This window comes from Pseudomonas sp. ITEM 17296 (assembly GCF_028895205.1).
GTDB classification, from domain to species: domain Bacteria; phylum Pseudomonadota; class Gammaproteobacteria; order Pseudomonadales; family Pseudomonadaceae; genus Aquipseudomonas; species Aquipseudomonas kermanshahensis.
On record NZ_WJRS01000029.1, the window covers coordinates 48006 to 59523 of the forward strand.

The 11518-nt window shown below is 62.7% G+C and carries 13 protein-coding genes; 5 read left to right on the top strand and 8 right to left on the bottom strand.

Going from position 1 to position 11518, the window contains the following annotated elements; translation table 11 throughout:
- Nucleotides 1-390: a helix-turn-helix domain-containing protein gene (locus GIB19_RS23990; RefSeq protein WP_274888300.1), complete on the top strand. Its 390-nt coding sequence runs from the start codon at nt 1-3 to the stop codon at nt 388-390.
- Here the strand turns inward: GIB19_RS23990 and GIB19_RS23995 are convergent.
- The 3 genes from GIB19_RS23995 to GIB19_RS24005 are packed head-to-tail and all read right to left on the bottom strand — an operon-like array spanning nt 387 to nt 1374.
- Nucleotides 387-749: a hypothetical protein gene (locus GIB19_RS23995; RefSeq protein WP_265967987.1), complete on the bottom strand. Its 363-nt coding sequence runs from the start codon at nt 747-749 to the stop codon at nt 387-389. The two genes, GIB19_RS23990 and GIB19_RS23995, sit on opposite strands and share 4 nt — an antisense overlap.
- Nucleotides 742-1113, bottom strand: coding sequence for a head completion/stabilization protein (locus GIB19_RS24000; protein ID WP_274888301.1), 372 nt, complete (start codon nt 1111-1113; stop codon nt 742-744). The genes GIB19_RS23995 and GIB19_RS24000 overlap by 8 nt, the downstream gene beginning before the upstream one ends.
- Nucleotides 1114-1125: 12 nt before the next feature.
- Nucleotides 1126-1374, bottom strand: coding sequence for a helix-turn-helix domain-containing protein (locus GIB19_RS24005; protein ID WP_027592821.1), 249 nt, complete (start codon nt 1372-1374; stop codon nt 1126-1128).
- A gap of 219 nt (nt 1375-1593) precedes the next feature.
- Between GIB19_RS24005 and GIB19_RS24010 the strand changes: the two genes are divergently transcribed.
- Entirely contained in the window at nt 1594-3660 is a 2067-nt protein-coding gene (locus tag GIB19_RS24010; RefSeq protein WP_274888302.1) for a TonB-dependent receptor family protein, read from the top strand.
- 40 nt (nt 3661-3700) lie between these two features.
- Here the strand turns inward: GIB19_RS24010 and GIB19_RS24015 are convergent, their stop codons facing one another.
- Nucleotides 3701-4258 carry an NADPH-dependent FMN reductase gene (locus GIB19_RS24015; RefSeq protein WP_027592823.1) on the bottom strand — a complete coding sequence of 186 codons (558 nt, stop codon included), beginning with the start codon at nt 4256-4258 and terminating at the stop codon, nt 3701-3703.
- Nucleotides 4259-4415: 157 nt separating this feature from the next.
- Here GIB19_RS24015 and GIB19_RS24020 point away from each other — a divergent pair, with 157 nt between their 5' ends.
- The gene (locus GIB19_RS24020) at nt 4416-4634 is read left to right on the top strand and encodes a hypothetical protein (protein WP_027592824.1); all 219 of its coding nucleotides are present in this window, start codon (nt 4416-4418) and stop codon (nt 4632-4634) included.
- On the opposite strand, the gene GIB19_RS24025 is transcribed toward GIB19_RS24020, so the two are convergent.
- From GIB19_RS24025 to GIB19_RS24040, 4 genes are all read right to left on the bottom strand, one after another.
- On the bottom strand, nt 4618-6867 hold the full coding sequence (locus tag GIB19_RS24025) for an Orn/Lys/Arg family decarboxylase (protein WP_274888303.1): 2250 nt from the start codon (nt 6865-6867) through the stop codon (nt 4618-4620). The two genes, GIB19_RS24020 and GIB19_RS24025, sit on opposite strands and share 17 nt — an antisense overlap.
- A gap of 71 nt (nt 6868-6938) precedes the next feature.
- Complete coding sequence (gene dnaQ, locus GIB19_RS24030) at nt 6939-7697, bottom strand: DNA polymerase III subunit epsilon (protein ID WP_027592826.1); 759 nt, start codon at nt 7695-7697, stop codon at nt 6939-6941.
- Between the two features lie 59 nt (nt 7698-7756).
- Entirely contained in the window at nt 7757-8203 is a 447-nt protein-coding gene (gene rnhA, locus GIB19_RS24035; RefSeq protein WP_027592827.1) for a ribonuclease HI, read from the bottom strand.
- Between the two features lie 13 nt (nt 8204-8216).
- Entirely contained in the window at nt 8217-8990 is a 774-nt protein-coding gene (locus GIB19_RS24040) for a class I SAM-dependent methyltransferase (RefSeq protein WP_027592828.1), read from the bottom strand.
- 85 nt (nt 8991-9075) lie between these two features.
- Between GIB19_RS24040 and gloB the strand changes: the two genes are divergently transcribed.
- Nucleotides 9076-9855, top strand: coding sequence for a hydroxyacylglutathione hydrolase (gene gloB, locus GIB19_RS24045; protein ID WP_085272589.1), 780 nt, complete (start codon nt 9076-9078; stop codon nt 9853-9855).
- A 100-nt stretch (nt 9856-9955) separates the two neighbouring features.
- On the top strand, nt 9956-11389 hold the full coding sequence (locus GIB19_RS24050) for a lytic transglycosylase domain-containing protein (RefSeq protein ID WP_027592830.1): 1434 nt from the start codon (nt 9956-9958) through the stop codon (nt 11387-11389).
- The last annotated feature ends 129 nt before the right edge of the window (nt 11390-11518 follow it).

Below are 11518 nucleotides of genomic sequence, written 5' to 3' on the forward strand. Positions count from 1 at the left end.
ATGAGTACTCACTTGCTATCGCCTGTACTTGCGCGCCTGAAGCTTTTGATGGGGTGCGAGACGGATGCTGAGCTATCCAGAGCGCTGGCCATCAGCCCACAGACGTTGAGCAGCTGGAAGGTACGCGACAGCATTCCATACTCAATATGCATAGCAATCGCCAGGCAGCATGCGTGCTCCCTCGACTGGCTGCTGCTGGGTGAACCCGTACAAAATCGCAACGCTGAAAAGGATGACTGGGAGCGGGACATGCTCGAGCGGCTACGCACGCTTTCTGCAGACGACCGCCAGGCGGTGCTGCTGCTCATCCAGGACAAACAACGTATCCAACAACTGGAACAGCAACTGAGCGCGCTTGCCAAACACCTGCCTGACACCCTCAGCCGTTAACCTCTGCGTCGCCAACGCTGGATGATTTCCTTCGGGTCCAGCGCATCCAGCGAAGCCATGACCTTTAGGCTGATCGGGATTACCACCACTGCTGCCACGAAGGCGGCCATGCCACGGGTAAGCATGGGCGCCAGGGACATCACCAACGGCTCGAACAGGTGGCCCACACCTACGGTCACGAACACCAGCAGCCCTTTCTTGCAGATCGTCAGGCGCGTGGATGTATTGGTGATCAAGCGGTCTCGAGCGGCGCTGACCAACAGGGCCCCCAGCAACGCGCTGAACAGGACCGTGCCATCCATGCCCACGAGCTCCAGAGCAGCCACGAACAGGCCCTCGAACAATGTGCATTCACGCATAAGCACCTCCCCCGCGCGACGCCTTCCGCTGGGGAACTGCGCGCAGATCTCGCAGTATCGAGGCCTCTACAAAGCGCGTGTAACAAACCAGCAGTGCCCGCCCATGATCGTGCCCGGACACATCCTCCAGGCGTTTATAGCCCCGCTCACGCAGTGCCGCGCGCCAACGTGCGAACTCTCGCGCTGCATCGATAGCGGCGCATTGTGCTGCAACCTCGAAATGCGCCTGGCTGGTATCGGGCTGAAGCTGCAAGCGCTCACGCAATGCTGCCAGCTCCAGGCGCGGCCAGAACGGGTCATGGCAGTCCGGGAACCGGGGCCCTACGGCAGCAGGTTCAAGATGAGTTGCTGTACGCTGATTCATGTTCATCCCCCCTCACTGCTCGGCCAGCATGCCGTAGCGAATCGCCCTGATGACGGCCGCCACACGTGTAGGCACATCGAACTTGCGCAAGATATTCGCAACGTGAAAGTTCACCGTTGACTCCTTGCACTCCAGTATCTGGCCAATTTCCCACGAGCTCTTGCCGTAGGCACACCACAGCAATACCTGCCGCTCACGCGGCGTCAGGTGGATGGGTGAATCCGAGAGGGATTCGGGCGAGTGTCGTGCGTTGTCATTCATCGTTGAACTCCACGAGTGTTTGAGAGAGGCATCACTGCCGATCTGCAAACACCTTACGAAGCCCCCCGCACCGTCTCCAGCCAAGCAACTTGTAAAGAACTTGCCTACAAAACCGTCTGACGAAGGTTGCGCGAGATTTACTGCAGTTCTTCGTGCTCCAAGCGCCGTTTCGCTCGTCTCAACGCCGTTGTCCATTCGCCTTTCGCCTGGAGTCGTACAATGCGTTCCGTTTTACCCCTCTCGTCTTGCCTTGGCCTGCTGGCTGCCATCACCGCCACGCCACCGGCCCTGGCCGCACAATCGGTCGAGTTGGGCCAGGTGCTGATCACCGACGAGGAGCAAAGCGAACTGACGGCCGCCAGCGAGCGTTTGCGCGAAATCCCAGGCGCCAGCAACCTGGTGGACATGCAGCGTGTGGGGCAAGGCCGGGTCGCCAGTAACCAGGATGTACTCGCCTACCAGCCTGGCGTGTTCGCCCAGTCGGCGGGCAATGACGGTATCAAGCTGTCGATCCGTGGGTCGGGCATCAACCGGGCACCCGGGGCGCACGGTTCCGGGGTTTACACGATGTTCGACGGTTTGCCGCTCACCGGCCCAGGCGGTACCCCATACGAGCTGTTCGAACCGCTGTGGCTGAGCCGTGCCGAGGTTTTGCGCGGGGCCAATGGCTTCGATCAAGGCGCCCTGGCCCTGGGTGGCGCCATCAACTACGTGACCCATACCGGCTACGATGCTGCGCCCTTGCAGGTGCGATACGAGGTCGGCAGCCGCGGCTATCAGCATCGGCACATCAGCTCTGGGCAGGTGCTGGGCAACCTCGATTACTACGTGGCGCTGACCGACTCGGAATACGACGGCTATCAGGCGCACAGCAGTGGCAGTGCCAAAGGTATTGCCGCGAACGTCGGCTACCGTTTCAACCCGAACCTGGAAACGCGTTTCTACCTGCGTTACCGGGAAACCGAGAACGACCTGGCCGGGCGCCTGACCAAAGACCAGATCAAGCATGACCCGCGTGCCGCCAACGCGGCGTACCTGGCGCGCGACGACAGCCGCCCGCAACCGGGCAGCACCTGGGTGGCCAACAAGACCACCTTCTACCTCGAGGACGATGCCCGGGTGGAAGCCGGGCTGGTCTATCACGACTTCCCCATGGACCTGCGCGAAGGCCCGATGCGCCTGAAGGTCGCTTACACCGATGTCAGCGGCACCCTGAACTACTTCCGCCGCGACACCCTGCTGGGCCGCGAGAGCAAGACCACCCTAGGCTGGCGAACCACCAAACACCTGCCCAACAGTGGCGCCTCGCAATTTGCCCGCACCAGCGGCGATGACTTCGGCGCACGCAGCCGCGACTTCAGCTACCAGGGCTCGGACACCGTGTTGCATGCAGGCAACGACTTGGAGCTGATGCCGGACCTGTGGCTGACCACCGGCCTGGCGATGATCTACACCCGCCGCGAAAGCGACGTCAGCTACCCGCTCACGGGGGGCAAGGTCAGCCAGCATGACTGGGACTACGCGCCGCGCCTGGGCCTGCGCTACGACATCAGCCCGCAACTGCAGGTTTACGGCAACCTGAGCCGCTCGGTCGAGCCGCCACACCCCTGGTCGCTGATCTGGAGCTCACCGGTAGCGACGCAGCCGATCGACCTGCAAAATCAGACAGCCACCACGCTGGAGCTCGGCGCGCGCGGCGACTCGGCGTTGGGGCGTTGGGACCTGGCCTGGTATTACTCGCAAGTGCGCCACGAACTGTTGGCCGTGGAAATCGTGCCAGGCCTGCCGGCCAAAGAGTTCAATGCCAGCGCCACCGTGCACCAGGGTGTCGAGGCAGGCCTGGACACTACGCTGTGGGAGCAAGCAGGTACAGGCAAGCTGAGCCTGCGCCAGGCCTACACCTTCAGTGACTTCCACTACCGTGACGACGAGCAGTTCGGCGACAACCGCCTGCCGGGCATCCCCATGCACTACTACCAGGGTGAGCTGCGTTACGACTGGCCCAGCGGCTTTTATGCCGGGGTCAACACGCAGATGGCGTCGAAGGTGCAGGTGGATTATGCCAACAGCTATCACGCCGACGCCTATGCCTTGCTCGGCGCGCGCCTGGGCTGGGACTCACCAAAACAGGACTGGCAGACCTGGCTGGACCTACGCAACCTGACCAACAAACGCTACGCCGCGACAGTAACGCCAGGCTACAACGACGCCGGGCAGGACATTGCACGCTCGACGCCGGGTGAAGGGTTTGGGGTTTATGCGGGGGTTTCCTACAGCTTCCGATAAACGCCGAGGCCGCCCTGCGCCCCCGCACCTGAACAGGGCTTCAGACCGCCCTGTTCAACTTCACCCACGCAGCGAACTTGTCGACAAACCCCTGCAGAAACGGCCGCGTCTTATCGTTGAGTTTGCCGGATTCCTCGAACAGGTTCGCCGCGCCCCCTAGGTACGCCTCAGGCATCTGCATGCAAGGCATGTCGAGAAACACCAGCGACTGGCGCACGGCATGGTTGGCACCAAAGCCGCCAATGGCCCCCGGCGACACACTCACCACTGCCGTCGGCTTGCCGCTCCAAGCGCTTTCGCCATAAGGCCGTGAGCCAACATCGATTGCGTTCTTCAGGCAACCCGGCACCGAACGGTTGTACTCCGGCGTGACGAACAGCACAGCGTCACTGCGGCTAATCTCGTCACGAAAGCGCTTCCAGGACGCTGGCGCGGTGGCCTCGACGTCTTCGTTATACAGGGGCAGATCGCCAATCTCGACAATCTTCAAGGCAAGGCTGGACGGCGCCAGCTCCGAAAGTGCGCGGGCTACCTTGCGGTTGTAGGAATCCTTGCGCAAGCTGCCGACGACGACCGCTACCGAATACACCTGGCTCATGGCGATTTCCAACCTTTGCTGGCTAAGAGGACGTTGTAGTTATAGATGACCGTTTCTCGGCGCTTTGGTTTTTTTTCCACCCGGCGAAAACTTCCGGGTATCTTGTACGGTCTATGTTTCCAGACATTTCTTACGTAATTCAGAGGTTTTCACCCAAATGGCAGCAGTAATGGTCGGCCAATTCCACGCCCGTGACGCCGAAGGCCGCATCTACCCCGTCCACGAGTTCCAAGAGTCGACCCTCCAAGTCGACGGCAGCACATTGGGCGCGCCAATCACCACCTATCGCCTGGCCATCGGCGATCGGGTCAACCACCTGGGCGAAAACCGTTTCGAGCTGGCACAGACCGGCGTCGAGATCATTCGTATTCCTTGATGCAATCCACGGTGTAGCGACCATTTTCGTTCTGCAGGCCATGCACGTCGGCGACGAATCCGGGGAAGCCATCGTTGAACGCCCGGGCAAATGCCAGGTAGTCGAGTATCGAGCGGGTCGCTTCGGTGAACCGCTCTCCCGGCATGATCAACGGAATGCCCGGCGGATACGGCACCAGCATCACCGCCGCCACCCGTCCCAGCAGGGCCTCGATCGGCACGGCCTCCACTTCGCCGCGCACCATCTGGTCATACGCCCGGGCCGGGCTGACAGCCACCTCCGGCAAACGCGTGAACAGCCGCTTGAGCTGCTTGGCCGTAGCATTGGCGCGGTAGCATTCGTGCAACTGGTCACACAGGTCGCGCAGCCCTATCCCCTGATAACGTGAGGCATCGGCTGCCACCACACTGGGCAGGCAGGCGCTCAACCGCGTGTTGCCATCGTAGTGGCGCTTGAACTCCAGCAACTCGGTCAGCAAGGTGCTCCATTTGCCCTTGGTGATGCCCATGGAGAACAGCACCAGGAAGCTGTACAGGCCGGTCTTTTCCACCACCAGCCCACGTTCCCAGAGAAATTTGCTGACCACCGCTGCCGGAACACCCTGCTCGCCCAGCACACCGCCTGCGCTCAAACCGGGCATGACCAAGGTCACCTTCAGCGGGTCGAGCAGCACGTAGTTGCCCGCCACCTCCCCAAAACCATGCCACTCAGCCCCCGGCTGCAGCAGCCAGTCCTGCGCGGCCAGGTGCTGGATGCCTTCTGCCGTCGGCGGCTGCCAGATGCTGAACCACCAGTCGGCGGCAGCGATGTGCGTGCGCAAATTGGCCAGCGCGCGGCGAAAGCTCAGCGCCTCGTCGAACATTTCTTGCAACAGCGAGCGCCCGGCCGGCCCTTCCATCATGGTCGAGGCCACGTCCAGGGACGCCAGGATGCTGTACTGCGGCGAGGTCGAGATGTGCATCATGAACGCTTCATTGAAGCGGTCCCGGTCCAGCTGGCGCCTGGCGCCGTCCTGCACATGAATCATCGACGCCTGGCTGAATGCCGCCAGCAACTTGTGCGTGGAATGGGTGCTGAACACCAATGGGCTGTCGGCCGCGCAGGCCGTGCCCATGGCGTAGCGCCCCTCGAAGAACTCATGAAACGCTGCGTAAGCGAACCAGGCCTCGTCAAAGTGCAGCACCTCGACGCTGGCACCGAGCGTCTGCTTGATCAGCCCGGCGTGATAGCACAGGCCGTCGTAGGTGGAATTGGTCACCACCGCCAGCTTGATGCGCTGCCCGCGGTCACGGGCCAGGGGGTTGGCCTGGATCTTTGCCTGGATCGAAGCTGGGCTGAATTCACTGAGCGGGATCGGGCCGATGATGCCCAGCTCATTGCGTTCCGGGCAAAGATAGATCGGGATGGCCCCGGTCATGATGATCGCGTGGACCACCGACTTGTGGCAGTTGCGGTCCACCAGCACCAGGTCATCACGGCCGACCATGGCGTGCCAGACGATCTTGTTGGCGGTGGAGGTGCCGTTGATCACGAAGAAGGTGTGGTCGGCACCAAAATTACGCGCGGCCCTGGCCTCTGCCTGAGCCAGCGGGCCGGTGTGATCAAGCAACGAACCCAGCTCCGGCACCGAGACTGACAAGTCCGAGCGCAGGGTGTTTTCCCCAAAAAACTGGTGGAAGGCCTGGCCTACAGGGCTCTTGTGATAGGCCACGCCGCCGCCGTGGCCCGGTGTATGCCAGGAGTAATTGGATTGCGCGGTGTGCTGCACCAGGGCTTTGAAAAAGGGCGGCAGCAGGCCGTCGAGGTAGCTGTGGGCAGCGCGGGCCACCTGGCGTGCGAGAAACGGCACGGTGTCTTCGAACAGATACAGAATGCCGCGCAGCTGGTTCAGCTCGCTCATGACCTCGGCGGGGGCGTTTTCCAGGGTGACCTGTTCGCCCAAGGCAAAAATCGGCAGGTCTGGCGCGCGCAAGCGGGCCAGGCGAATCAGCTCGGCCATGTTCTGCAGCAGGTGGGTGTTTTCGCCCACGCCTTCGGCTGCGATCAGCATGCAGGCAAGGCCGTGGTGGGTGGCGGCGACCAGTCGCGCTTCGGCGTGGTCCGCTGCGGCCAAAATGGCAAAGCCATCCTGGCTCAACTCTTCGGCAATCCCCCGTATGCGGTCACCGGCGACGCTGTCGGCCTTGATCGCACGGTGGACGATGAGGATGGGGAACTTGAGGTCCTTGTACATCAGGCAACTACCTCTGAAGGACGGGGTGTCCTTTTCAGGGTAGTTGCAGGTGCGGCCTTGTGTGGTGGGGTTTAGCCCGCAGAGGCCTCGGTCAACGCCTGCCACATCGAAGGCGCCCCAGCCGACTTGGCGATTGCCGCCAGCCGCTCGGCATGCGCCTCGAGCTCTTCGGCACTGGCCATGATCACCCGCCCCGGCGCACGGCCGGCAATGCGGCGAATCTCGCTGCCGCCACTGCCCTGCCCTTCGTTATCACCTTCAGCGCCATTGCCAGCCAGCGAGAGGCTGGTCTGGCCACCGGTCATCGCCAGGTAGACGTCAGCCAGCAGTTCCGAGTCGAGCAAAGCGCCGTGCAGCTCACGGCCCGAGTTGTCGATGTCGTAGCGTTTGCACAGGGCGTCGAGGCTGTTGCGCTGCCCCGGGTGCCGGGAACGCGCCAGCAGCAGGGTATCGAGGATGGTGCAATGCTGCGAAAGGTCGGCGCGGTCGTGCTGGCCCAGCAGGGCGAACTCGTTGTTGATGAAGCCAACGTCGAACGCCGCGTTGTGGATGACCAGCGTGGCGCCCTGGATGAAGTCGAAGAACTCCTCGGCGACCTCGGCGAACCGTGGCTTGCCGATCAGGAAGGTGTCGGTGATGCCGTGAACACCAATGGCGCCTTCGTCACTCTCGCGATCGGGCTGCAGGTAGACGTGGAAATGCCGCCCGGTCAGGCGACGGCCAATGACCTCGACACAGCCGATCTCGATGATGCGATGGCCTTCACTGACCGGCATACCGGTGGTTTCGGTATCGAGAATGACCAGGCGTTTATCTTGCTGCTGCTCCACGCGGGGGCTCCCACTTGCTTCAGTGACAAAAGTGACAAAGCCGGGGATTGTACCCCAGCTCAGCGCGCGGCGCGCACCTCATCCACCCCACGGTTGGCCAGCTGGTCGGCGCGTTCGTTGCCCGGGTGGCCGATGTGGCCGCGCACCCACTTCCAGCTCACCTTGTGCCGGTTGACCTGTTCGTCGAGCAGTTGCCAAAGGTCGGCGTTTTTCACCGGCTCCTTGGCGGCGGTCTTCCAGCCGCGCTTCTTCCAGTTGACCATCCATTCGTTGATGCCCTTCATCACGTACTGCGAGTCGGTGGTCAGCACCACCTCGCATTCACGCTTGAGCGACATCAGGCCCTGGATCGCGGCCATCAGCTCCATGCGGTTGTTGGTGGTCTCGCGTTCGCCGCCCCACAGTTCCTTCTCGACGCCCTTGTAGATCATCAGCACGCCCCAGCCGCCAGGGCCCGGGTTGCCCTTGCAGGCGCCATCGGTAAACATTTCGACGCTATCGCTCATGTACCACTCTTGTTCAGTGCTTTTCAGAATCAGGATTGGCCGCCGTACGGTTGACCTTGGCCAGCGGCAGCGGCAGCAGTTTGCCCATGGGTTCGCGGCGCTCCAGGCGCAACGGCCGCAGGCCGACCACCATCTTGCGCGCCACCAGCAGGTAGACGCCGCCGCCCGAGGTTTGCCAGTTGCCTGCCGCGCGTTCCCAGCCCGCCAGGCGTTGCTGCCAGGCCGGCGAGGCAAGCGGCGGACGATAGCACCCGAAGCGGCGTTTCTCCAGCGCGAAGCCCAGCAGGTTGAGCCAGTCGCCCACCCGTGAAGCCGAGATACAGCGCGCCTTGCGCAGGGCGCCATGGCTGAACAGGTGGCGCATGCCCCAACCGCTCCAAGGGTTGATACCGACGATCAGCAGATGCCCACCCGGGCGAACGGCGCTGGCGGCCTCGCGCAACAGGCCATGGGGTGACAGGCTGAAGTCCAGGCCATGCTGCAGCACCACCACGTCGGCGGCGTGCTCGCTCAACGGCCAGGCTTGCTCCTCACAGACGATCTCCACCCCCGGCAGCGGTGCCCCAAGGCGTACGTTGCGTTGCACCTGAGGGGCGCTGGGCGGTGCTTCGGCGCAGGGCCCATAGTGCACAAGGTAACCGCCGAAGAAGCGCCCGAGCTCTTCTTCCAGCAGTTTTTCTTCTTCCTTGAGCATCAGTTGCCCGAGCGGGCCGTTGAACCACTCACGGGCCAGGCTGATCAGCTCGACCCAGTCGGGGTCGGCCTGGGCAAAGGCTTGGTCGGTCATTGCGTTCTCCCTCGAAGGTTCTCGCGCCACGCCATCGCGGCTAAGATGCCCTCATGTCCCACGCTTGGCGATACGGATCCGCACCATGATACAGATCGATGCTCTCCCCGCTTTCTCCGACAACTACATCTGGTTGTTACAGGATACTGCCAAACGCCGCTGTGCGGTGGTCGACCCTGGCGATGCCGGCCCAGTGGAAGGATGGCTGGCGGCCCACCCCGACTGGGTGTTGACCGATATTCTGGTCACCCACCACCACAACGACCATGTCGGCGGTGTCGAACGGCTCAAGCAACTGACCGATGCCAAGGTCTACGGCCCGGCCAACGAGCGCATCCCCGCCCGCGATGTAGCGCTGGCGGACGGCGATGAAATCACGGTACTGGGCCTGCCCTTCCAGGTCATCGGCGTGCCCGGGCACACCCTTGGCCATATCGCCTTCTATTCGGCGCAACCGGCAACGCCCCTGCTGTTCAGTGGCGATACCCTGTTCGCGGCCGGCTGTGGGCGCATGTTCGAGGGCACCGCCGAACAGATGCACCCGTCGCTGCAGCGCCTGGCCGCCCTGCCCGAGCACACCGAGGTGTATTGCGCCCACGAATACACGCTGAGCAACCTGCGTTTTGCAAAAGCCGTCGAACCGCAGAACCTGCACGTTCTGCAACGCTTCGACGAGGTTACCCAGTTGCGCGCCGAAAATCGCATCACATTGCCATCAACGATCGGCTTGGAACGCCTGACGAACCCCTTTATTCGCACGACTGAAACATCCGTTAAACAAAAAGCAGACGAATGGAAGGGACATTCAAACACCACGCATGTCGCTGTTTTTGCTGCCTTGAGGTCTTGGAAGGACACCTTCTGATAACCTCAAGATATATCGCATGTGCGGCACAACGGTTGACCCGGCGGGTAGCGGTTTCTAGAATCGCCGAAATTTTTCGCCCGGAAACCTGTCCCAGCCGATGCCTTCCCGTAGCCGCAGAACCTCTCATTCCGTCGCCCTGACGCGCCTGGCCCAGATCAGTGCGCTGGCCCTGGCCGCCACCTTGGTGGGCTGCCAGAGCACCCGTCAGCTCGACGAATCCGATAGCGTTCGCGCGCACAACTACCAGGCGCGGATCAAGCACAAACCGGCACCGCTGCTGGTCAAACCGGCCGAGCAGGCGCCGCAGGACGTGTGGGAACGCATGCGCCAAGGCTTCGCCCTGCAGGACAGCATCGACGTCAACCCGCGCATCGAACAGCAGCGCCTGTGGTTTGCCAGCAACCCACGCTTCATCGAAAGCGCGGGCGAGCGTGGCAGCCTCTACCTGCATTACATCGTCGAACGCCTCGAAGAGCGCGACATGCCGCTGGAACTGGCCCTGCTGCCAGCCATCGAAAGCGCCTACAACCCGATGGCTTACTCGCGTGCCCATGCAGCGGGCATGTGGCAGTTCATCCCGTCCACCGGGCGCCACTTCAACCTGCGCCAGACCAATTTCTACGACGGCCGCCGCGACGTGACCGCGTCGACCAACGCCGCACTGGACTACCTGAGCCGCCTGCACGACATGTTCAACGGTGACTGGCTGCTGGCCCTGGCGGCCTACAATGCCGGTGAAGGCACCGTCAGCCGTGCGATCGAACGCAACGAACGGCTCGGCCTGCCGACCGACTACTGGAACCTGCCGCTGCCGCAGGAAACCCGCGACTACGTGCCCAAGCTTTTGGCCCTGTCGCAGGTGGTGTCCACGCCTGACGCCTATGGCGTCAACCTGAACCCGATCGCCAACGAACCCTACTTCGAGGCGGTGGCCATCAATGATCGCCTCGACCTGTCGCGCGTTGCCGCCTTTGCCGACATCGACGAAGACGAGCTGATCCAGCTCAACCCGGCCTTCAAGAAACGCATGACCGTGGACGGCCCCCAGCAGTTGCTGGTACCGACTGCCAAGGCGCAATTGCTGTCCGCCAGCCTGTCCAACCTCAAGCCTGAGCAATTGGTCAGCCTGCAACCGAACAAGGCCGTGTTCGCCCGCGCCGTGGCCGAAGCCAAGGCACCCGCGACGGCCGCGCGCAGCTACCGGGTAAAACGGGGCGACAACCTGGGCAGCATCGCCAAGGCCAACCGCGTGTCGGTCCGGGACATCAAGCGCTGGAACCGCATGTCGGGCAACAGCCTGAAGGCAGGCCAGGTATTGGCACTGCGCGGTGGTAATGCGCCGAGCGCCGCGGGCAACCGGGTAGCGGCGTCTTCGCAGCGTTCAACCCAATACAAGGTGCGCAAGGGCGACTCGCTGTACCTCGTGGCCAAGCGCTTTAATGTCGAGATGAAGCACCTCAAGCGCTGGAACCCGCGCAGCGGGCATGCGCTCAAACCCGGTCAGACGCTGACTGTTTACCTGTCGCATTGATGTAACGCCAGGGGCCGCGCTGCGGCCCTTTCGCCTCGCAAGGCCGCTCCTACAGGTACAGCGTTACCTGCACTGGGCTTTCCCGCCAATACCGCCTTCAAAACCTCTCTTTTTCCAACCCCACCAAGC

What these genes read in the sequence shown, in the direction of transcription:
- GIB19_RS23990 (WP_274888300.1), top strand. Translation starts at nt 1, where the DNA reads ATGAGTACTCACTTGCTATCGCCTGTACTTGCGCGCCTGAAGCTTTTG.
- GIB19_RS24025 (WP_274888303.1), bottom strand. Translation starts at nt 6,867, where the DNA reads ATGTACAAGGACCTCAAGTTCCCCATCCTCATCGTCCACCGTGCGATC.
- GIB19_RS24015 (WP_027592823.1), bottom strand. Translation starts at nt 4,258, where the DNA reads ATGAGCCAGGTGTATTCGGTAGCGGTCGTCGTCGGCAGCTTGCGCAAG.
- GIB19_RS23995 (WP_265967987.1), bottom strand. Translation starts at nt 749, where the DNA reads ATGCGTGAATGCACATTGTTCGAGGGCCTGTTCGTGGCTGCTCTGGAG.
- GIB19_RS24010 (WP_274888302.1), top strand. Translation starts at nt 1,594, where the DNA reads ATGCGTTCCGTTTTACCCCTCTCGTCTTGCCTTGGCCTGCTGGCTGCC.
- GIB19_RS24040 (WP_027592828.1), bottom strand. Translation starts at nt 8,990, where the DNA reads ATGACCGACCAAGCCTTTGCCCAGGCCGACCCCGACTGGGTCGAGCTG.
- GIB19_RS24050 (WP_027592830.1), top strand. Translation starts at nt 9,956, where the DNA reads ATGCCTTCCCGTAGCCGCAGAACCTCTCATTCCGTCGCCCTGACGCGC.
- rnhA (WP_027592827.1), bottom strand. Translation starts at nt 8,203, where the DNA reads ATGAGCGATAGCGTCGAAATGTTTACCGATGGCGCCTGCAAGGGCAAC.
- GIB19_RS24000 (WP_274888301.1), bottom strand. Translation starts at nt 1,113, where the DNA reads ATGAATCAGCGTACAGCAACTCATCTTGAACCTGCTGCCGTAGGGCCC.
- gloB (WP_085272589.1), top strand. Translation starts at nt 9,076, where the DNA reads ATGATACAGATCGATGCTCTCCCCGCTTTCTCCGACAACTACATCTGG.
- GIB19_RS24020 (WP_027592824.1), top strand. Translation starts at nt 4,416, where the DNA reads ATGGCAGCAGTAATGGTCGGCCAATTCCACGCCCGTGACGCCGAAGGC.
- GIB19_RS24005 (WP_027592821.1), bottom strand. Translation starts at nt 1,374, where the DNA reads ATGAATGACAACGCACGACACTCGCCCGAATCCCTCTCGGATTCACCC.